The organism is Salana multivorans (assembly GCF_003751805.1).
Taxonomy (GTDB): Bacteria; Actinomycetota; Actinomycetes; order Actinomycetales; family Beutenbergiaceae; genus Salana; species Salana multivorans.
The window spans coordinates 1,181,583-1,202,075 of sequence record NZ_RKHQ01000001.1 but is presented as its reverse complement, the minus strand read 5'-3'; the positions used below and the strand labels follow the sequence as shown (position 1 = coordinate 1,202,075).

20 protein-coding genes are annotated in these 20,493 nt (G+C 75.8%); 4 read left to right on the top strand and 16 right to left on the bottom strand.

All coding sequences use genetic code 11. The annotated features are described in order from the left end of the window. Positions 1-4: 4 nt before the first annotated feature. Genes EDD28_RS05430 through EDD28_RS05410 form a run of 5 tightly spaced genes read right to left on the bottom strand, consistent with a single transcriptional unit; the run spans position 5 to position 4,609 of the window. On the bottom strand, positions 5-1,027 hold the full coding sequence (locus tag EDD28_RS05430) for a vWA domain-containing protein (RefSeq protein WP_123738675.1): 1,023 nt from the start codon (positions 1,025-1,027) through the stop codon (positions 5-7). Continuing rightward, the gene (locus EDD28_RS05425) at positions 1,024-2,067 is read right to left on the bottom strand and encodes a vWA domain-containing protein (RefSeq protein ID WP_123738674.1); all 1,044 of its coding nucleotides are present in this window, start codon (positions 2,065-2,067) and stop codon (positions 1,024-1,026) included. The genes EDD28_RS05430 and EDD28_RS05425 overlap by 4 nt, the downstream gene beginning before the upstream one ends. Then, positions 2,061-2,549, bottom strand: a complete 489-nt coding sequence (locus EDD28_RS05420; RefSeq protein WP_123738673.1) for an adenine nucleotide alpha hydrolase family protein — start codon at positions 2,547-2,549, stop codon at positions 2,061-2,063. Before EDD28_RS05420 ends, EDD28_RS05425 begins: the two co-directional genes overlap by 7 nt. Continuing rightward, positions 2,536-3,528 (bottom strand): DUF58 domain-containing protein, encoded by a 993-nt coding sequence (locus EDD28_RS05415; RefSeq protein WP_245967934.1) that lies wholly within the window; start codon positions 3,526-3,528, stop codon positions 2,536-2,538. Before EDD28_RS05415 ends, EDD28_RS05420 begins: the two co-directional genes overlap by 14 nt. A gap of 13 nt (positions 3,529-3,541) precedes the next feature. Further along, positions 3,542-4,609: an AAA family ATPase gene (locus EDD28_RS05410; protein ID WP_425469964.1), complete on the bottom strand. Its 1,068-nt coding sequence runs from the start codon at positions 4,607-4,609 to the stop codon at positions 3,542-3,544. Between the two features lie 224 nt (positions 4,610-4,833). Between EDD28_RS05410 and EDD28_RS05405 the strand changes: the two genes are divergently transcribed. Next, on the top strand, positions 4,834-7,383 hold the full coding sequence (locus EDD28_RS05405; RefSeq protein WP_123738671.1) for a helix-turn-helix transcriptional regulator: 2,550 nt from the start codon (positions 4,834-4,836) through the stop codon (positions 7,381-7,383). 35 nt (positions 7,384-7,418) lie between these two features. Here the strand turns inward: EDD28_RS05405 and EDD28_RS18135 are convergent, their stop codons facing one another. After that, a complete protein-coding gene (locus EDD28_RS18135) occupies positions 7,419-7,637 on the bottom strand; it encodes a hypothetical protein (RefSeq protein ID WP_342769924.1) in 219 nt (72 codons plus the stop codon). A 138-nt stretch (positions 7,638-7,775) separates the two neighbouring features. On the opposite strand from EDD28_RS18135, the gene EDD28_RS05395 reads away from it, so the two are divergent. Genes EDD28_RS05395 through moaA form a run of 3 tightly spaced genes read left to right on the top strand, consistent with a single transcriptional unit; the run spans position 7,776 to position 9,879 of the window. Then, the gene (locus EDD28_RS05395; protein ID WP_123738670.1) at positions 7,776-8,267 is read left to right on the top strand and encodes a MogA/MoaB family molybdenum cofactor biosynthesis protein; all 492 of its coding nucleotides are present in this window, start codon (positions 7,776-7,778) and stop codon (positions 8,265-8,267) included. Next, positions 8,264-8,728, top strand: coding sequence for a molybdenum cofactor biosynthesis protein MoaE (locus EDD28_RS05390; protein WP_245967932.1), 465 nt, complete (start codon positions 8,264-8,266; stop codon positions 8,726-8,728). Before EDD28_RS05395 ends, EDD28_RS05390 begins: the two co-directional genes overlap by 4 nt. 5 nt (positions 8,729-8,733) lie before the next feature. Continuing rightward, positions 8,734-9,879 (top strand): GTP 3',8-cyclase MoaA, encoded by a 1,146-nt coding sequence (gene moaA, locus EDD28_RS05385; RefSeq protein ID WP_425469977.1) that lies wholly within the window; start codon positions 8,734-8,736, stop codon positions 9,877-9,879. A 33-nt stretch (positions 9,880-9,912) separates the two neighbouring features. On the opposite strand, the gene EDD28_RS05380 is transcribed toward moaA, so the two are convergent. The 10 genes from EDD28_RS05380 to EDD28_RS05335 all read right to left on the bottom strand — a co-directional run bounded on the left by EDD28_RS05380 (position 9,913) and on the right by EDD28_RS05335 (position 20,435). Next, complete coding sequence (locus tag EDD28_RS05380; protein WP_123738669.1) at positions 9,913-10,998, bottom strand: hypothetical protein; 1,086 nt, start codon at positions 10,996-10,998, stop codon at positions 9,913-9,915. A gap of 97 nt (positions 10,999-11,095) precedes the next feature. Further along, on the bottom strand, positions 11,096-11,356 hold the full coding sequence (locus EDD28_RS05375) for a MoaD/ThiS family protein (protein WP_245967931.1): 261 nt from the start codon (positions 11,354-11,356) through the stop codon (positions 11,096-11,098). Next, the gene (locus tag EDD28_RS05370) at positions 11,353-11,697 is read right to left on the bottom strand and encodes a DUF6457 domain-containing protein (protein ID WP_123738668.1); all 345 of its coding nucleotides are present in this window, start codon (positions 11,695-11,697) and stop codon (positions 11,353-11,355) included. Before EDD28_RS05370 ends, EDD28_RS05375 begins: the two co-directional genes overlap by 4 nt. Then, positions 11,694-12,416, bottom strand: a complete 723-nt coding sequence (gene mobA / locus EDD28_RS05365) for a molybdenum cofactor guanylyltransferase (RefSeq protein ID WP_123739949.1) — start codon at positions 12,414-12,416, stop codon at positions 11,694-11,696. The genes EDD28_RS05370 and mobA overlap by 4 nt, the downstream gene beginning before the upstream one ends. Next, a complete protein-coding gene (gene moaC / locus EDD28_RS05360) occupies positions 12,413-12,883 on the bottom strand; it encodes a cyclic pyranopterin monophosphate synthase MoaC (RefSeq protein WP_123738667.1) in 471 nt (156 codons plus the stop codon). Before moaC ends, mobA begins: the two co-directional genes overlap by 4 nt. Then, positions 12,880-13,599 carry a hypothetical protein gene (locus EDD28_RS05355; protein WP_148059555.1) on the bottom strand — a complete coding sequence of 240 codons (720 nt, stop codon included), beginning with the start codon at positions 13,597-13,599 and terminating at the stop codon, positions 12,880-12,882. Before EDD28_RS05355 ends, moaC begins: the two co-directional genes overlap by 4 nt. A gap of 1 nt (position 13,600) precedes the next feature. Then, a complete protein-coding gene (locus EDD28_RS05350) occupies positions 13,601-14,938 on the bottom strand; it encodes a molybdopterin molybdotransferase MoeA (RefSeq protein ID WP_123738665.1) in 1,338 nt (445 codons plus the stop codon). Then, a complete protein-coding gene (locus EDD28_RS05345) occupies positions 14,935-16,155 on the bottom strand; it encodes a ThiF family adenylyltransferase (protein WP_123738664.1) in 1,221 nt (406 codons plus the stop codon). The genes EDD28_RS05350 and EDD28_RS05345 overlap by 4 nt, the downstream gene beginning before the upstream one ends. A gap of 9 nt (positions 16,156-16,164) precedes the next feature. Continuing rightward, the gene (locus tag EDD28_RS05340) at positions 16,165-19,203 is read right to left on the bottom strand and encodes a multicopper oxidase domain-containing protein (RefSeq protein WP_245967930.1); all 3,039 of its coding nucleotides are present in this window, start codon (positions 19,201-19,203) and stop codon (positions 16,165-16,167) included. After that, positions 19,200-20,435, bottom strand: coding sequence for a hypothetical protein (locus tag EDD28_RS05335; RefSeq protein WP_211339116.1), 1,236 nt, complete (start codon positions 20,433-20,435; stop codon positions 19,200-19,202). Before EDD28_RS05335 ends, EDD28_RS05340 begins: the two co-directional genes overlap by 4 nt. Positions 20,436-20,493: the final 58 nt, after the last annotated feature.

The window sequence follows — 20,493 nt, the reverse complement described above, 5'->3', positions numbered from 1 at the left end:
GTGCTCATCGGACCTCCACGGCGCCGAGCCGGTTGCGCGAGACGGGGAACGTCCGCGCGATCGCGAACGACTCCCACACGAGCAGCACGAGCGCGAGGGTCGCGAACGGCCACACGACCGGCTGGTAGATGACGTGCTCGCGGCGTCCGTCCGCCGAGATCTCCTGGACGTCGATGCCCGAGGTGAAGCCCTCGACCGTGTCCGGGGTGATCCGGTGCACGTACTCGACGCCGAGCTGCTCGGCGATCGTGCGCAGCGTCTCCTCGTCGATCCGCGACACGGCCTCGGCCCCGCCGTTGGTCGGATCGGTGATGTAGGGCGCATCGGCGGTGGGCGTGAACCCGTCCCACACCTTCATCCGGCCGCCCTCGGTCGTCCCGTACCCGAGCACGGCGCCGCCGTCGACGAGCGGGGCCAGCGGGGCGAACGACTCGAGCTGGGCCGAGGACGAGGACTGCTCGCCGTCGGTGTTCTCGCCGTCGGACAGGAAGTAGACCAGGCGCACGTTCGACGGGTTGCGCTCGGCCGCGCCGGCCAGCGCCTCCGAGAGCGCGCCGAGCGGGCGGTCGACCTGGGAGCCCGTGGAGAACGACGTGAGCTCCTGGCGCACGGTGTCCGCCCAGGACTTCACGGCCCGCGCGTCGGTCGTCAGCGGGAGCTGCCGGGTCGCCTGGGAGTCCCAGGCGATGATCGAGTACCGCGCGCCGGGGAACGCGTCGACGATCGCGTCGAGGTCGTGCCGGACGCCGTCCAGGCGCGGCGACGTTCCGTCGTAGTCCTCCGCCGCCATCGACCCGGTCCGGTCGACGACGAAGAAGATCTCCGCGTTGGACTGCACGGTCGAGGCGGTCGTGTGCATCGTCGAGGGCCCGATGGCGATGACGCCGACGGCCAGCGCGATGCCGAGACGGCGCAGCCAGGCGATCTGCCGGTCCTTGCGCCGCAGGAGCATGACGAGGCAGACCAGCACGAGCGGCAGGGCCACGAGGAGGACGGCCCACAGCGGCCAGATCGGGTGCAGGCTCATTCCTTCAACCTCCACGCCACGAGCAGGAGGACGGCGAACGCGCACGCGAGCACCGCCAGTGCCGCCGCGGGCCGGTCCGTGATGACGACCTCGGGCGTCGCGTCGAGGTCGACGGCCTGCTGCGACTGGATGCGGTCGATGATCGCGTCGACGGCGGCCGGGTCGTTGGCCTCGAAGTAGAGCCCGTCGTGCGTCGTCACGACCTCGCGGAACTCCTTCTTCTCCTGGCTGCTCGTCGCGGTCGAGGCGCCGGAGTAGATGCCGACGAGGCCGATCTGGCGCTCGGTGACGAAGTCGGCCGCCTCCGTCAGCGTGAAGATCGGCGTGCCGATGAGCTCGTTGTCCCCCGCCAGGATGATCGAGCGCGAGCGCTCGGTGTCGGCCTCGTCGAACAGCAGGCCGCACGAGACGAGCCCGTCGCCGATGAGCGACGTCGACGTGTCGCTGCCGCCCTCGGTGCCGGTGATGAACTTGAGCAGCCGGTCGAGCTTGCCCGGGTCGTAGGAGCCGTTGTCGAGCGAGTCGACGTCGAAGTCGAGCGCGTCGCGCGCCGCCGTCAGCTCCTCCTTGACGAGCGTGTAGTCGTCGGTGAGCGGGAAGACCGTGCGCGTCGTCTGGTTCCAGATCGCGAGGGCGATCCGCTCGCCGTCGAAGGAGTCGACGAGCTGGAGGAACCGGTCGACGATCTCCACGTCGTACCCGATCATCGAGCCCGAGACGTCGAGGCACAGCACGATGTCCCGCGTGGCCAGCTCGGAGTTCTCCGTCGAGCGGTCGACCGGCCGCGCCAGCAGCACGCCGGCGGCCACGCCGCCCGTGAGCGCGACGAGCACGAGCGCCGCCAGCCCGGCCCGGTACTGGACCATCCGCGCCCGGAACGACGGCAGCTCCGTGAGGTAGGAGGAGTTCGCGACCCAGCGCACGTCCGACGGCGTCCGCGGTCCGCGGCGCGTCGCGTAGCCGAGGACGACGGCGACGGCGAGCAGCACGACCGCGATGACGATCGTCCACGGGCGAAGGAGCAGCGACTCGGTCACCACGTGCCGATCACCTCCCGCGCCTCGGTGCAGGCGGCGGCGGCCTGGGCGTCGGACACGGCGGCGAACGCGGGCTCGGAGTACTCCCCGAGGACGGTGGCGAGCGCCGAGCCGTGCTCGATCCGGGTGAACTCGGCGACCGTGAGCGACGAGGTGTCGATGCCCGTGCGCGCCGTCGCGAAGCTGCGGATCGCGTGGTTGAGGTCGAGGTGCAGCTCGCGCAGGTCGGCCTCGCCGCTCACGAAGCGCTGGTAGGCCTCGTCGACGAGCGCGAGGTGCTCGGCGCGGACGCCGTCGTAGCTCGACGGGTCGTCGTCCGGGACCTTGGGCCGCGTGGAGCGGAACACCCAGAAGTACCAGGCGGCGATGAGGACGAGCAGCGCGATGCCGAGCGCCCAGACCCACCAGGAGTACTGGACGGGCGGCTGGGCCGGTGCGGGCAGCGCGAGGATCGCGCCGTATCCGGAGACGTCAGTGACGGGCACGGCGGCTCCTCGCGAGCAGGTCGGCGAGACCGTCGACCACCTCGGCCTCGCTGCCGACCGTCACGGTCGGCACGTTGTAGCGGCGCAGCATCGCGGCGACGTCGCTGCGCCGGCGGGCGACGGCGTCGCGCGCCTCGGCCGCCATGTCCCGGCGCGCGCGGAAGAACTCCGGCAGCCCGAGCGGGGACTCGACGTCCTCGACCGGCTGGCTGCCGAAGTCGGTCGGCAGCGCGTCGGCGACCTGGATCACCATGAGCTCGTGCCGGGTGCGCAGCCGCTTGATCGTCTGCTCGGACTCCAGCGGCGGGCGCACCTCGTCCGTCACGACGACGACGAGCGAGCGCCGGGTGAACCAGGTGAGGACGCGGTCGAGCACGTGGGTCACGTTGGACGGCGGACCGTCGAGGGCGAGCATGCCGTTGATGCGCTGGAGCAGCATCTCCATGTGCTCGGTCCCGCCCCGGGCCGGGATCTGCACGGTGCGCTCGGCGTCGCCGGCGACGAGCGCGAGCAGGTCGCCCCGTCCGCGGGCGAGGTAGCCGATGACGTCGCAGGCGAACTGCGCGATCGCCCCCTTGACCTCACCGCTGGGGGCGAGCGCCGCCATCGAGCGGCCGGTGTCGACGGCGAGCACCATCGCGAGGTTCGACTCGCGCTCGAACCGCCGGATGATCGGGACGCCGGTGCTGGCCGACGCCTTCCAGTCGATGTCCCCGATGTCGTCGCCGACGAGGTACTGCGCCATCTCGTCGAAGTCCTGGCCGTGGCCGGAGAAGATCGAGCGGTGGCGGCCGTCGAGCAGGCCGGAGGCGCGCCGCACGACCGGCAGCTCGAGCCGCGCGCGCACGGCGGCGAGGCGCGAGTGGGCCTGGCCGGTTCGGGTGCGCGGCGGCATGCCCGTGTCGAGCCCGGGCGCGCCGGAGCCGCCCGACGCGGGGAGCGACCCGGGCGCTGGGATGGCCGGAACGGTTGACGTCACTGGTCCGGCTGGCTCACGGGCTCGGGACGGCGGCGAACACGGCGTCGATGAGCGCCTCCGGCGGCACGTTGTTCGCCAGGGCGTCGTAGGTGCGCACGATGCGGTGGCGCAGCACCGGGTGGCGCAGCTGCTTGATGTCGTCGGGCACGACGTAGGCGCGCCCGGCCTGGAGCGCGAGCGCCTGCGCGACGCGCATGAGGGCGATCGAGCCACGCGGGGAGGCGCCGACGCGCACGTGCTGGGCGAACCCGGGCAGCGGCCGCGGGCCGCCGCCGCGCGTCGTGTTGATGAGCGCGACGATGTACTGGCGGATGACGTTGTCGACGTAGACCTTGTCGACGAGCCGCTGCAGGAAGATCGTGTCCTCCAGCGTGATGGGCTGCGCCTGGATCGGCGTGTTGAACGCGCCCGACGCCATCATGTCGAGGATGTCCACCTCCTCCTCGGGGGCCGGGTAGGTGAGCACCTCCTTCATGAGGAAGCGGTCCATCTGCGCCTCGGGGAGGACGTAGGTGCCCTCCTCCTCGATCGGGTTCTGCGTGGCGAGCACCATGAACGGCTTGGGCAGCGGGTACACCTCGCCGCCGATGGAGGTCTGCTTCTCCTGCATCGCCTCGAGCATGGCCGACTGGGTCTTGGCCGAGGAGCGGTTGATCTCGTCCAGCAGCACGAGGTTGGCGTGCACCGGGCCGAGCTGCGTCGAGAACTCACCGGTCGCGTAGTTGTAGATCTGCGTGCCGATGATGTCGTTCGGCATGAGGTCCGGCGTGCACTGGATGCGGTGGAACGTCCCGCCGACGCCGGCGGCGAGCGTCTGCGCGCTCAGGGTCTTGGCGAGTCCCGGCACCGACTCGAGCAGCACGTGGCCGCCGGCGAGCAGCGACGTGACGAGCGCGGTGCGCAGACCGCGCTGGCCGACGATGCGCTGGTCGAGCACCGCGTCGAGGCGGGCCAGCAGCTCGCGGGCGCGCTCGCCGTCGTCGTAGGAGATGGGACTCGTGGGCGGTGCGAGGTGACCCGAAGGCTGGACGGACAAGTGATCCCCGATCGGTCTCGGTCCGCTGGAAGGCCGGGGAGCCACCCCCTGGTGGGTGCTCAGCCTCCGTGTGCGGTCGTGAACCGTGTCATTCTGCCACTCCCCATTTGTGCCCGGGCATGGCGTGCGTCACAGTGGGAGGACAATGCGGGAAGGCTACGCCAGGGGGGCGTGCGCCGGGGGCCCTCATTGCAGGGGTGGGACACGTGTACACGATCGAACGGACGGCACTGCTCGCTCGGCTTGATGCGCCATCACCGCTGGTGGTGATGGAGGCACTGCCGAAGAGCGGCAAGCTGACGGCACTGCGCCAGTGGGCGGAGCATGCACCGGGGCGGGTCCTGGTGGAGGGACGCTCGCTGGTCCACACGCGCGCCGACTTCCTCTCGCGGACGGTGTGGTCGGCGCAGGCGGCCGCGCGTCGCCAGGGCCATCCCGTCGGGCCCGACGTCGTCGACCAGGGCGAGCCGGCCGACTACGACGAGCTCATCGTCCGGCTCCTCGCGGAGCTGGACGCCTACCCGTGGGTCACGGCGATCGCGTTCGACGGGCTGGTCCACGCCGAGCCGGCCGCGGTCGTCGCCGGCGTCCAGGCGGTCCAGGAGGAGCGGCCGGACCTGCGCGTGCTGTTCGCGACGATCGACGGCACGCCGCTCGTCGAGGCCGCGCACGCCGCCGGGCTGCCCGTCGAGCTGGTGACGGACGCCGACGTCTGGTTCGGGCCGGGCGAGACCGACCGGCTCGCCCGCGCGCTGCTGCCCGAGATCGACTCCCGCGCCGTCGACGCCCTCCACCGCGCGACCGACGGGCACCCGGGCGTCACGCTCGCGCTGCTGGAGACCGTCCCGGCGCGCGTCCTCGCCGGGGACGTCACCGCCGTCGACGCGGCCCAGCACTGGGGCGCCCGCTCGCTCGTCGACGAGGACCAGGGCACCTCGCCGCTCCAGGAGGCGCTGCGGCTGCTGAGCCCGGCGCCGCGGTTCGGTCTCGGCCTCGCGCGGCGCGTCACCGGCAACGACGACGTCGCGGCGGCGGTGACGCGGCTCGTCGCCACCGGCGTGCTCGACGTCGAGCCCGGGCGCCGGCCCGGCACCTCCGCGTACCGCTGGCGGTTCGAGGTGGGGCGGCACTTCGACGACCGGGTGCGGGAGATCGACGACCCGAGCGACGACGTCGTGCGCCGCGAGCGGCTGCTCGAGGCGGCCCTGGCCGAGCACGACGTGGCGCTCGCGGTCACCGTCCTGGTCGGGCTGCGGCGGTTCGCCGAGGCCGAGGCGATCGCCGGCGACTGGTTCTGGGAGATGGTGGTCAGCGACGACCTCGAGCTGTGGCGACCGCTGCTGATGCAGCCGCGCGAGCGCCTCGCCCCGTACTCGGCGCTCGTCTCGCTGGCGACGGTGCTCGCCCGGCGCGGCGGTGCGGCCAGCGAGGCCGACGACCGCGTGCTCGAGCTCGGCGTGCGGGCGCGGCTCTCGGCGGCGCTGCGCGTCGTCGCTGGGGTGGCTGGTGCCGCGGGAGACGAGGGCGCCGCGTCGAGCGACGCGACCCGCGAGGCGGTGCCCGGCGGGGTCGACGGTGTCGGCGGGAGCGGTCTCGCGGCGGAGCTGACCCAGATCGCGTTCGCCGCGCTGGAGTGCGGCGACCTCGGCACGGCCGAGACGGCGTGCGCCCAGTGGTACGACCTGCTCCGGACCAGCCCCGTCCCCCTGCCCGCAAGCCCGTCGCTGGTCTCGCAGGGGCTCGTCGTGGTGCAGGCCCTCATCCAGCTCGACCAGTTCGACGGCGCCCGCGACGTCGTCGTGCGCCTGCTCGCCTCGCTCGACGACGAGGCGGCGGCCGCCGCGGACCCGGTCGGCTCGCGCCGCGTCGACCTGCTCCGCGCGCGGATGGCCCTCGACGTGCTCGCGGGGCTGCCCTACGACCCGTTCGCCGGCGACGCCATGGACGCGGTCGCCGTCACGCGGGCGCGCCAGCTCGACTGGGTGATGCGGGCGTGGACCAAGGCCCTCGTCGCGCTCGACCAGGGCGACGTGCCGGCCGCGCTCGGGCACACGACGGAGGGCATGGACGCGGTCGGCCAGCCCGAGCGGTGGCCCGTGCTCGTGCTGCTCCACGGGTACGCGGCCTGCGCCACCGGCGACCGGCCGGAGATCCTGCGGCTGTCCTCGCTCCTGCGCAGCGCCGCGTGGCGGCGGCGGCACGGTGACGGCGACGACCAGCGGCCCGTCGGCGCCGTGGTCGACGCGTTCGTCGAGGGTGCCATCGGGGGTGTCCGGGACGCCGCGGGTCCGGCGTCGATCGCCTACGCGCGGTCCTGCCACCGCGTCGCTGAGCGGCGTGACCCGGCCTCGCCGCGGCTGGCCGACCACCTGCTGCTCGTCCGGGCGGCGCACGCGGTCGGGGCCGGGCGCGAGGACGTCGCGGCCCAGGCGCTCGTCGCGGCGGCGAAGCTCCGGTCGGACCAGGTCGGCCCGGGGTTCGCACCGCTCGGGCTGCTGTGCGCCTCGCCGCGCCAGGTGGACCAGCTCCTCACCGTCGCAGCTCGCGTCCTGCCGGCGCACGAGGTCGCCCGGCTGGCGCAGGCGCGGCAGTTCGCGGGGGCGGCGGGGCCGGTGACCGAGGCCGTCGAGCTGTCCGAGCGCGAGGCCTCGCTCCTGCAGCACATCGACGGGGGGCTGAGCAACGCCCAGATCGCCGCGCTGCTGTTCGTGTCCGTCAACACGGTGAAGTTCCACCGGGCCAACCTCTACCGCAAGCTGCGCGCCCGCACGAGCGGCGAGGCGCTCGCGGTGGCCCGCCGGATGGGCCTGGTCGGCTGACCTCTCGCGCCGACCGCGCCTCCCGCGTCGTGAGATCAAGGAAGCTCGTCCGAGCCGTCCGGCGAGTGGTCCCCGAGCGGGCGCGTGATGCCCGCGTTGTCCTCGACTCGCTCGCCATCATCACCGTGACTTCGGCCACCCACGACGACGCCGCTCGCCTCGAGCCCGCGGAGCTGCGCTCGCTCGACGCCGTGCACCTCGCGGTAGCCGTCGAGCTCGGGGACAGCCTCGGTGGTCTCGTCACGTACGACCACCGCCTGGCGGAGGCGGCGGCATCGTACGGGATCGAGGTCGTCGCTCCGAGGTGGTCCGCGCGTGGAGCGGCTCGGGGTCCCGGGTTTTTCCCGGTCCCAGCCGGGGGCGGCCCGGGGCCCGTCCGTTAGTCTCGAACGGTGACCCCCGGCCGCAGCGTCGTGATTATCACGGTCTCGGACCGTGCCGCCGCCGGTGTGCGCGCGGACGCGAGCGGGCCCGCCGCGGAGCTGGCGGTCCGGGCGGCCGGGTACGACGACGTCGCCGTCGTGGTCGTCCCCGACGACGTCGACGCGATCCGGGCGGAGCTGCGCGAGGCGATCGCCGGTGCGGCCGCGCTCGTCCTCACCCTCGGCGGGACGGGCATCGGTCCGCGCGATCGCACGCCCGAGGCGACGGCCGCGGTGCTGGACCTCGAGCTGCCGGGTGTCGCGGAGGTGCTGCGCGAGCGGGGCCGGCGCGCGACGCCGACCGCGGCGCTCGGTCGCGGACGGGCCGGGGTGGCCGGCGGCGCGCTCGTGGTCAACCTGCCGGGATCGCCGCGAGCGGCCGTGGAGTCGCTCGAGGTGCTGCTCCCGCTGGTGCCGCACGCGCTCGACCAGCTCGGCGGGGGCGACCACCGGTGGCCGTGACGCGGGCGCACCCGGATGCGCGGATCGTCGCGGTGACGCCGGACGAGCTGTCCGTCACCCGGCACCTCGCCGCCGTCGAGGACCGGCGGTGCGGGGCGATCGCCACGTTCGTCGGGCGGATCCGCGACCACGACCCGGGCGTGGCCGGCGAGGTCTCCGGCATCGAGTACTCGGCCCACCCCGATGCGGAGACGGTGCTCGCCGGCATCGTCGAGTCCCTGCTCGGACGCGACGGCGACGGGCGGGACGGGGGTGCCGGTGGCCCGGTGATCGTCGCGGTCTCGCACCGGACCGGCTCGCTGTCCGTCGGGGACGTGGCGCTCGTGGCGTGCGTCGCGACGGCGCACCGTGCCCTGGCCTACGAGGTCTCGCGCGAGCTGGTCGAGCGGATCAAGGCCGAGCTGCCCGTGTGGAAGAAGCAGCACGCGGTCGACGGGACGCACCACTGGGTGGGGCTGTGACCGGGCTGGCCTGGCTGCCGACGCCGGTCCTGCCGCCGCCCGACCCGGCGGTCGGCCGCGACCGCCCGGCCCGCGACGGCGCGGCGCGCCGGCTCGTCGACACGTTCGGTCGCGTCCACCGCGACCTGCGGATCTCCCTCACGGACCGGTGCTCCCTGCGCTGCACGTACTGCATGCCCGAGCAGAACCTCGAGTGGCTGGCGCGCGAGTCGGTGCTGACCGCGGACGAGATCGTCCGCGTCGCGACCGTCGCGGCCCGGGCCGGCGTCTCGACGTTCCGCCTCACCGGTGGCGAGCCCCTGCTGCGCCGCGACCTCGTCGACGTGGTCGCGCGGCTCGCCGCGCTACGTGTCGGAGTGGGATCGCGGGCCGGCGAGCGCGTGAGCGTCGCGATGACGACCAACGGCATCGGCCTGCCGCGCGTGCTCGACGCACTCGTCGAGGCCGGCCTGGCCCGGCTCAACATCTCGCTCGACACGCTGCGCGCCGACCGGTTCCGCGAGCTGACCCGCCGGGACCGGCACGCCGACGTGCTGGCCGGGATCGAGGCGGCGGCGGCGAGCCGGCTGCGTCCGCTGAAGCTCAACACGGTCGCGATGCGCGGCGTCAACGACGACGAGCTGGTCGACCTCACCGGCTACGCGCTCTCGCTCGGCGCCGAGCTGCGGTTCATCGAGCAGATGCCGCTGGACGCCGGGCACACGTGGGACCGCTCGCGCATGGTGACCCGCGAGGAGATCCTTGCCGCGCTCCGCCGGCGCTGGGAGCTCGAGCCGGTGCCGGCGCGCGGGGGAGCCCCGGCCGAGCGGTGGCGGCTGCACGGGCCCGGGTCGCCGGACGGGGAACGGACCGTCGGCGTCATCGCGTCGGTGACCGCGCCGTTCTGCGGGGCGTGCGACCGCATCCGGCTCACCGCCGACGGCCAGATCCGCAACTGCCTGTTCTCGACCGACGAGTTCGACCTGCTCCGCGTGCTCCGGCCGACCGGTGAACCGACCGCCGAACCGATCGACGACCCGATCGACGACCCGACCGACGCTGCCCTCGACGCCCTGCTGCGCCGGGCGCTGCGCGCGAAGCTGCCCGGTCACGGCATCGACGACCCGGGCTTCCTCCAGCCGCGCCGCGGGATGAACGCCATCGGCGGCTGAGGCGTCCGGTCTAGGCGCGCGGGTCCGTCCCGGCTAGAGCTGGACCCCCAGCGCGACGGCGGCATCGATCAGCCAGCCCTCGTACCAGCCGTCGGTGGTGCACGGCGTGCTCGACTCGGCGGCGACCGTCGCGTCGTAGCCGCCCCACGAGAGCACCCGGCAGGTGGCGTCGGACTCCATCGCGTCGCGCCACGCCTGCGAGTCGGTGAAGAACCCCTGCAACCGGGCGGCGTTCATCACGTCGAAGTGCTCGTGCCACTGGTACCAGTGGCTGTACTCGTGGGCGACGAGGAACTCCCGCTGGGCGAACGTGCTGTCCTCGTTCCACCACACGAAGACGATGTCGCGGTGGTTCGTCTGGTAGCAGCCGGCGTGGACGAAGGTGTCGGAGTTCGCGTAGCCGAACCCGCAGTTGAGCGTCGGGTCGTCCGTCGCCACCGCGGTGATCTCGGGGATGCCGTGGCCGGCGAACCACTCGGTCGCGTCGGCGTAGGTGTCGCTGAACCGCGGGAGCGGGGAGCTGAGCGGGACCGGGTCCGGCAGCGGCAGCTCCCAGTAGCCGCCGAGGAACATCTCCTCGTCGGTCATCGGGGGTGCCGTCGTGGGCTCGGGGGTCGGCTCGGCCGTCGTCGGCGGGTCGGTCGGGGCCGTCGGGGACGGGGCGACCTGGGTGGGGGAGGGGTACACGGTCGGCGCGGTCGTCGGGCCGGCCTCGACCACGCGGTTCAGCGACGTGACCACGAGACCGATGACGAGCATGGTCGCGACGCCGACGACGAGCGTCACGATCAGCGCGACGAGACAGCCCGAGGTGCGCCGGCGCTGCGGCGGGCCGGCGGGGTACGGCGTCGCGCCACCGTACGCGGGGGCGCCGTAGGGAACCGGCCCGCTGGGCGGGCCGGCGTAGGGGGTGACGCCGAGTGGTTGCTGGGACGGGACACGCTGCGGCGCGGGCGCCGCGTAGCCGGCCGGCACCCGTCCCGCGGCCGCGCTCAGCCGGGCGTGCTCGCGCCACCACCCCTGGGCCTCGGTGATCGCCCGGGCGCGCTCCTCGCCGGTCCGGGCCGCGGCCAGCGCCTCCCACTGCCGCGCGTGCGCGGCCGCCTGCTCAGGCGTCACGGGTCGGGTCGGGCTGCTGGTGCCTCATGCGGGTCAGGCTACCTCGGGGCCCTCGGCGCCGGCCGACGCCGTCCACGCGTGATCGCGGTCGGTGCCGTCAGCCCCCGGCGAAGGGCGGGAGGACGTCGACGACGCCGCCGCGCGGGAGCGCGTGACCCGGGTCGTCGGTGCGCCGGCCGGCCACGAGGAAGGAGCACCGCGCGAGCACGTCGCGCGTCGTCGCCTCGCCCGAGGCGGCGACCAGCTCCTCGACGAGGTCGCCGACGGTCGCCGCGCCGCTGGTCACCGCGTCGGTCCCGACGGCCTCGGCCGCGCCGGCGAAGAGGCGGACCCGCACGGGGCCGGTCGCGGCCGTCACGCGCCGGCCTCCTCGGCCACCGGACCGGCGTCGGCGAGGGGGACGGCGAGGGCCGCCGCCTGGACCTGCCGCGCCAGGTGGGCGAGCCCGCTCGTGCGGTCCTCCGCGTCGATGCTCCCGTCCGCCAGCCCACGACCGATGGCGACGCCGAGCAGGAACGTCGAGACGGGGGCCGCGGGGCGCGCGACCCCCTTGGACACGTCGCGCGCGACGTCGAGCACGAGGCCGAGCTCCGTCTCGTCGAACCGCTCGGGCAGGCGGTACAGCTCCGCGACGGCGTCGGACCACGGCAGGAGGTCCGCCGGCGGCAGGTGGTGGGCTGGGCGTTGCTGGTCGGTCATCGGGGTCCTCCCGCGTCGTCGGCGTCGTCTGGGTCGTCTGGGTCGTCGGGGTCCGGCCGGCCCGAGCCGGCCGCGCGGCCGGAGCCGGCGGCGCGACGGCGCTCGCGGGCCAGATCGTCCGGCGTGTCGACGTCGCGGCTCGCGCCGGTCTCGTCGGCGATGCCCGCGAGCGGCACCGGCCCGAGCACGGCCCGCAGCGAGACGCCGTCGAGCGTGCCGAGGTCCGCCCGCGCCCTCTCGATCGCCGCGGCCAGCGGGGCGCGGCGGTAGCGCGCGGCCAGCCACTGGGTCCGGCCGTCGGCGTCGACCACCGCGGTCCCGAACGCGCCGCCGTGCCGCGGGTCGACGCCGGTGAGCAGCGGCACCAGCTCGCGGGCCGCCGGCAGGTCGCAGGCGAGCACGAGCACCTCGGGGACGCCGGTCGGCACGAGCGCCAGGCCGGCCCCGAGCGCGGCGAGCGGACCACCGAACGGGGGCTCCTCGCGCGTCACCAGGAGGCCGTCGCGCGCCGGCTCGGGCCCGTCGCCGACGACGACGGTGCGCCGCGCCGGCACGCCGCCCGCGGCCAGCGCGTCGAGCACGCCGTCCAGCAGCGCGACGCCGGCGACGTCGAGCGCGGCCTTCGAGACGCCGCCGAGCCGCGAGCCGCGCCCGCCCGAGAGCACGACCGCGGCCAGGCCGTCGGGACGCCGGCCGGCAGGGCGCTGGACCTCGGTCATGACGAGCGCCGCCACTCGCCCGACCTACCGCCGGTCTTGGCCTCGAGCCGGACCTCGCCGATCCAGGTGTGCTTGTCCAGGCCCTTGACCATGTCGACGATCGCGAGCGCCGCGACCGTCACGGCGGTGAGGGCCTCCATCTCGACGCCGGTCCGGTCGGCGGTGCGGACCGTCGCCGACACGGCGACGCCGGCGTCCGTGACGTCGAGCTCGACGACGGCGCCGTGCACGCCGATGACGTGCGCGAGCGGCAGCAGCTCGGCGCACCGCTTGGCACCGGCGATGCCGGCGATCCGGGCGACGGCCAGGACGTCGCCCTTGGGGGTGCTCCCGTCGCGAAGGGCCGCGACGACGCCGGGCGAGCAGTGGACGAAGCCGGCGGCGGTCGCGGAGCGGACGGTCGGCGTCTTCTCGGTCACGTCGACCATGCGGGCGTGGCCGGCGGAGTCCAGGTGGGTGAAGGTCATCGGGGCCTCGGCTCTGGTCGTCGGGGTGGGGTGCTCGTCCTCCAGACGCGGTGCGGGCCGACCGGCTCGAAGCCCGCCGCGAGCACGGCCGCGAGCTCCTCGTCCCACGCGTAGTCCGTCACCGCCCGGCCCGGCAGCAGCACGCCGGCGCAGGCGAGGACGTCGGTCACGTCGGCCTCCGTCGGCACGCCCGAGACGGACCAGAGGTTGGACATCCCGGCAGTGCCGCCCGCGTCGTGCACGACGGCACCCGCGACCGGCTCGTCGTCGACGATGCGTGCGAGCACGTGGAGGTCTGCGCGGTCGAGGACGGCGGGCGGCAGCACACCGGCGTAGTCGTGCCGGTGGCACCAGCGCGTCAGCAGGTCGGGCTCGCGGACGACGCGCCACGGCTCCGGCCAGGGCGCCGTCACGCCGGGGTGGTAGACCCACGTCGCGTCGATCAGGAGGTCGAACCCGCGCCCGGCCAGGTCGAGGACGCCGAACGAGTCGGCAACCGACCCGCCCGTGCGGTCGCCCCATACCCCGAGCGCCGCGGCGGCGTCGACGTCGGCCCGCAGCGTCTTGACCGCGGAGTGCCAGGGCGGTGGCTCGGCGAGCGCGACCCACAGCCGGTCGTCGACGCGCACGGGCAGGTCGTGGAGCTCGGCCACGGCGTCGTACCAGCGCCGGCTGGCCTCGACGGCCGCCGCGAGCCGCGGATCCACGGCGGACACGTCAGACCCCACCGCGCGGCGCGCCGGCCGGGTGCGGCAGCTCGAGGGCGAGCCGGACGACCGCGACGACGTCGCCGGGGTGCACCCGGCCGTCGTCGTGGCGACCCTGGTCGGCCGCCGGGACGATCGCGTACCCGTTGGCGGCGGCCAGGCTCGCGGCCAGGTGCGACTTCGAGCCGAGCGCGGCCGCCGGGCCGACGAGGGCCGGGCCGGCGTCCCGCGCGTCGGCGACGCCGGCGGCCTCGGCGATCCGCGCCGGGAGGTACTGGTCGCGTCCCCCGGGGGTGCGCCAGCCGGTCTCGACGACGGCGAGCGTCGGCCGCGGGAGCACGACGTCGTCGGGGGCGCCGGCCAGCGTCAGCAGGAGGGGCCGGGCGAACACGAGGAACGAGACCCACACGCTCACCGGGTTGCCCGGCAGGCCGAGCAGAAGCGGCCCGTCGGCGCCGAGCCGGCCGACGGCCTGCGGCTTGCCCGGCTGCATCGCCACCCGCGTGAACCGCACGGCGTCCGAGCCGGCGAACGCACGCCGGACCGGGTCGTGGGCTCCCTGGCTGACGCCGCCGGTGAGGACGACGACGTCGGGCGCCGCCCCGTCGACGACCCGGGCGAGGACCAGCTCGAGGTCGCCGGGAGCATCCGACGCGTGCTCGACGGCGGCGACCTCGGCCCCGGCATCCGCGACCAGGCCGGCCAGCAGCAGGGAGTTGGAGTCCGGGATCCGGCCGCGGCCGAGCCGCTCACCGGGCGCGACGAGCTCGCTGCCCGTGGCGACGACCGCGACGCGGGGCCGGCGCCGGACCCACGCCGTGCCCGCGCCGGTCGAGGCCAGCGCGGCGGCGACCGGGCCCGTCACGAGCGTGCCCGCCGCGGCCACCGGGTCGCCCACCCGACGGTCCTCGCCCGCCCGTCGCACGTGCATCCCGGCCCGCGGCCCGCGCAGCACCGTGACGGTCGACGCGAGCGGGGCCGCGGGGTCGTCGCGGTCGGTGTGCTCGAGCTGGACGACCGTGTCGGCGTCGGTCGGCAGGGACGCGCCCGTCATGATCCGGACGGCCTCGCCCGGTCCGATCGGCGGGTCCTCGGGCGAGCCGGCCGGCACGTCGCCGACCACGCGCAGCGTGACCGGGCGCTCGGGGGCGGCCTCGGCCACGTCGGCGAACCGCACGGCGTAGCCGTCCATCGCGGAGTTCTCCCACGGCGGGACGGCGAGGCTCGCGGCGACCGGCCGGGCGAGCCGGTGGCCGAGCGCGGCCCCGAGCCGGACCTCCAGCTCGGGGAGCGGTCGGACGCCGGCGAGGATGCCCGCGAGGTGGTCGGCGACGGGGACAAGGCTCATCGCGGGGCTCCCTCGGGCCGGTCGGTCAGCGCGGACGCGGCCCGGAGGCGGTCGACGTCCTCGGGCGGGAGCGCGACGGCCGGCACGCCGAGCGAGCGCAGGAGACGTGCCCCGCGCTGGGCCCGAGCGCCCGAGCGGCAGTAGAGGCGAAGGTGGTTGACGTCGTCACCGGAGACGGTCGGCGGGAGACCGGCGACCGCGAGCGCGGCGATCGGGTCGGCCGACCGGGCGGCCTGCTCGATGACGCCGATGGGCACGACGACGGCTCCGGCCAGCCCGTCGCCGGCCTCGGCGGCCTCGGCCGGCTCGCGCACGTCGACGAGGGGGCCAGCGGGTGCCGCGACCGCCGCGGCGGGCCCGGTGCGCGGGAGGGCCGTGCTCGGCGCGGGCCGGGCGCGGGGCGGGGTGGCGTCGTGATCGGCGGGGCGGAGGGGGACGTCGTGGACGCGGAGCGTGAGCCCGTCGACCACCGCGACCCGCCCGAGCAGGACCTCGCCGATCCCGGCGACCAGCTTGATCGCCTCGAGCGCCATCATCGACCCGACCATGCCGCACAGGGCCCCGAGGACGCCGGCCTCGGCGCACGAGGGAACGGATCCGGGCGCCGGCGGCTCGGGGAACAGGTCGCGCAGCGTCACGCCCGCGACCCCGTCCGGGAACCCCTGGGCGTCCGCGCGGTCGGCCGCCGGCGTCCAGAACACCGCGACCTGGGCGTCGAACCGCAGCACGCTCGCCCACACGAGCGGGACGCCGAGCCGCGCGCAGGTGTCCGCGACGAGGTAGCGGGTCGCGAAGTTGTCCGTCCCGTCGAGGATGACGTCCCACCCGCCGCCGATGACGTCCGCGGCGACCTCCGGCGTCAGCCGCTCGCGCACCTCGACGACCTCGACGGACGGCGCCACCTCGCGCAGCCGCCGCGCGGCGCTCGCCGTCTTCGCCCCTCCGACGTCCTCGACGCCGTGGATCACCTGACGGTGCAGGTTGCTGACGTCAACCTGGTCGTCGTCGACGATCCCGATCGTGCCGATGCCCGCCGCCGCCAGGTAGAGGAGGGCGGGGGCACCGAGGCCCCCGGCACCGAGCACGAGGACGCGCGCGGCGTGCAGCCGGCGCTGGCCGAGCTCGCCCAGCTCGGGCAGGCGCGCGTGGCGCGCGGTGCGCTCGGCCTCGGCCGCGGACAGCGGCGGGCCGGGCTCGACGATGGCGGGCAGGCGCACGGTGCGAGCCTAGCCAGCGGACCCCGACGCGGCGGCGTCGGAACCGGGGCCGACGCCCGGCTCGCGGACCTCGACGGTGCCCGCCGCGCCCTTCTCGGCGTCGGACATCGCGTGCGTCACGAACGAGTAGTGCCCGGCCTCCGGGAAGGTGAGCTCGACGAACCCGCCCTGGGCCGGCAGCAGGCCGAGGACCTGCGAGCCGCCCGACCCCGTCGACCCGCCGTCGCGCAGCGCGTAGTCCCCCTCGAGGAAGACCGTGTCGAACTGCCCCCCGACGACGTGGAACGCGCTGGGCCGGTTGGGCCCGACGTCGAGCACCCACAGCCGCACGCGCTCGCCGACCTCGGCCCGCAGCGGCGCCCAGCGGTACTGGTTGGCGTAGCCGTTGAACGCCATGAGGTCCGGGTTCTGGGTCGCGATCCGCTCCGGGTCCGCGGTCCCGCCCTGCGGCCCGAGGTAGAGCTCGGACTGCACGAGCACGTACTCGCGGTCGACCGGCGCGAGGTCCTCGGGGTCGATGACGACCGCGCCCATCATCCCGTTCGCGATGTGGAGGCTCATCGGCATGGTCGAGCAGTGGTACATCCAGATGCCCGAGCGCTCCGCCCGGAAGACGTAGGTGAGGGACTCGCCCGGCGAGATCGTCCGCATCGGCTCGTCGGGCGCGAGGGCACCGGCGTGGAAGTCGATCGAGTGGCCGAGCGAGCCGTCGTTGACCAGGGTGATCTCGAACGTGTCGCCGACCTTCCCGCGCAGCACCGGGCCGGGCGCCGTCCCGTTGAACGTCCAGAGCGTCTGCCGGACCCCGGGCGCGACCTCCGTCTCCACCTCCTCGACGGTCATGGTGATCCGGTGGAGCGTCCCGGTCCCGTCGGGGTCGGGCTCGCTCGTGATGCCCTGCGCGTCGGTGCCCGACGTCGCGGCCGGGGCCAGCGTCGCGTCGCGCGCGGCGAAGCCGTCCGGCGCGTCACCGTGCAGCAGCGCCGCGAGGTTGACCGTGTCGGCGACGGACGGCTCGCCGGCGTCGGGCGTCCCGTCGCTCCCGTGGCCCGCGTGGCCCGCGTGGCCCGCGTGGCCGTCCGGGGCGTCCGCCGTCACGGTCGTGTCGTCGTCGCTCGCCACGGCGACGATGCGCAGCGTCATGCCGAGCACGCGGTGGCCGGCGACCGAGCACCAGCCGTCGAGGTCGGCGGTGATGACGCCGGCCTCGACCGTCGCGGACTCGCCGGGGTAGAGCCGGCCCGAGGACGCGCCGCTCGCGAGGACGAGGTCGTGGACCTGGTCGCCGTCGTTGGTCACGTCGAGGACGAGCGCGTTGCCGACGGGGACCTCGATGACGTCGGGCGTGAAGGTCATCCCGGACATCGTGACCTCGACCGTCGTGGTCTCGCCCGTCGGCTGCGCCGCGTCGGACCCGCTCGCGGCAGCGGACCCGCCCGCCGCCGTCGCGGGCAGCGCGGTGACGCCGGCCGCGACCGGGTCGGCCGCGACGCCGAGGACGACGGCGGCCACGACGAGCGCGGCCCCTGACGCGGCGCTGGTGAGCGTGCGGGTGCGGGTGCGGGTGAGCAGGCGACGCTCCCGGACGACCTCGGCGTCCGGACGTGGCTGCGGGAGCGTGCGCGAGGGGCGGCGACGCTGGACCAGCACGGTGCGCACCGCGAGGACGAGGAAGGCGAGCAGCGAGCCGAGGCCGAGCGTCGAGACGGTGACGGCGACCCAGCTCGGCAGCGGGAGCGCGAACAGCAGGACGCAGGCGTTGAGCACGACGAACCGCGCGCCGCCCCACCGGGTCAGCTCCGCGATCGACCACCGGACGGCGCCCGGCCCCCCGCCGAGCACGACGGGGAGCAGGTACGTCATCGAGCCGACCATCACCTGCGCGACGAACCCGGCGGCGAACGGCGCGACCAGCCCGGTGAGCGAGCCGGGAACGGCGGCCCACGTCGGCGCGCGGACGACGGTGACGCCGAGCGCCACGACGCAGCAGGCGAACCAGACGAGCGACGCGGCGATCGACCAGGCGGCGAGGCCGCCCCCGGTGCCGGAGGTGTGCCCGGCCGCGCGCGACGCCGCCACGGCCTCGCGGCCCGCCTGCCAGCCGAGCCAGGCGATGCCGGCCGCGACGACGAGGCAGCCCGGGCCGACGAGGACGCGCACGCCCGTGGCCGTGGCGACGAGCGTGAGCGCGAGGCCGGCCCCCATGATGGGCAGGGCCCAGCGCCCGGCGCGGTCGGCCTCGTCGTCGATCCGGGTGTGCAGGACGGTCGGGAAGAGGAGCACCGCCGTCCCCGCGACCGTGAGGCCGATCCAGCCGAGCACGGTGAGCAGCACGTGCGCGAGGTAGAGCCGACCCATCGGCTCGGGCCCGGGCTCGAGGCGTGCCATGAGGACGCCGGCGGCGATCCCGGGCGGGAGGAGGGCGCCGGCCACGACGTAGTACCGGACCAGGTGCGCGAACCGGTTGCCGAGGAGACGGCCGGCCGCCCGCGCGCCACGGCCGCCGCCGCGGCCCCCGGCCGTGCCCGCCCGGGCCTGCCGGACGAGGACGGCGACGTGCGCGAGCGCGACGACGCCGGCGAGGATGCCGCCCGCGACCGTGGCGGCGGTCGCGACCGCCGCGAGGCCGGGTCCGCGCCCTCCGAGGACGGTGCCGGCCGTGACGAGGAGCGCGCCGACCGTCCAGCCGATCAGCCGCAGCCACAGGCCCCGCCGCCCGCCCGGGGCCGGTCGGCGCAGAAGCGTCTCGGCGAAGTGCTGGCTCCACAGGAGGATCGCGGTGCTGACCCCGCCCGCGAGGAGGAGGTGGACCATGAGCCAGCCGGCCTCGGGGACGAACCGGTGCCCGAGCGTGACGACGCCGGCGCCGACGAACCACGCGAGGACGAGCAGGTTCGCGGGGACGTAGAGGCTGGCCCGGGTCGCGCGCTGGGCCGCGGCCGCGGGGTGCGCGGCCGCGGGGTGCGCGGCCGCGGGGTCGGGCCGGCCGGCGGAGTCGGGAGGAGGGCCGGCGGGCTGGCCCGGGGGAGGGCCGACGGGGATGGTCACGACGCGGCTCCGTCGATGTCGGAGGTGGGTGGAGGGCTCGGGCGCACCGCGCGGGCGGCGGGCGGGTCGCGCCGTGCGCGAGGCAGGGTGACGCTGCCCGCGGCGAGGACGACGAAGAGGAGGACGGCGACGACGTTCCCGACGCCGCCGACCTGGACGGCGAGGGGCAGGTCCCAGGCGTCGCCGGCCAGGAGGCGCACGAGCAGCGAGCCGTGCAGCAGGGCGAGGGGGAGGTAGAGCACCCGGCGGTAGGGCAGCGGGCGGCGCAGGACCGCCGGGAGGATGACCGGCGCGTGCGCCATGATCATCGAGAGCACGAAGCCGAGGAAGACGGCGTGCAGGGCCGCGTCGTAGGCCCGGCCCTGCCAGGCGGGTCCGGCGACCACCCACACGCCCGCGGCCACGGCGAGCCACGCGTAGCCCGCGAGCATCGCGCACGCCATGTAGCGCGTGAGCCCGCGCGTGCGGACGGTGCGTCGCGCGACGTCGTGGTGGGCGACGACGGCGACGAGCCCCGCGAGGACGAGGCCGAGCGCGCGGTAGCCGGCCTCCGGGACGACGAGCGCGGCGGCCGCGGCGAGCAGGTACGCGCCGGCGCCGGCCGCGGCCAGGGCCTCGGGGGCGGTCGGCCCGGGGTCGGGCGCGCGGAACCCGACGGCCGCCAGCTCCAGCCGCTCGCCGAGGATCGTCAGGACGAGGAAGCCGACCAGCGCCGGCGCGAGGAACGGGACCGCGACGCCGAGGAGCCAGAGCGCCGCGGCCGCGGCGGCGCAGACGGCGCCGACGATCTCGACCAGCAGCGGCAGGGCGGCCGCGCGTCGCCACAGCCGGGCGTAGACGGCGACGAGGGCGAGCGTGCCCGCGAGCAGGACGGCCCGCGCGAGGCGGGGCTCGACGGGAGCGAGCAGGAGGAGCCCGCCGAGGCCCAGCAGCCCGGGGGCGAGGAACGCCGCGGCGGCGCGCAGCGCGACCGCGCGCTCGAGCGCGATGACGGTGCCGACGAACGCCAGCACCATGAGCGGTCCGTGCACCTCCTCCCAGCGCTGCGGCACGCCGGCCAGGGGGAGCCCGAGCAGGCCGAACGCAGCGGCGATGCCGCCCAGGAGGGCGAGCCCGCCCGGCACGAGGAACAGGGCGCGGGGGTGCGCGCGCGTCGCCGGCCTCGCCGCCGTCTCGGCGGCGCCGCGCGCGGGGGCGTCCCCGACGGCCGAGGGTCGGGCAGAGGTTTCCACGCCTACGACCGTAGAAAAGCCGGAGCGGCCCGGCCTGAGCCTTTAGTCCCTGGCCGGG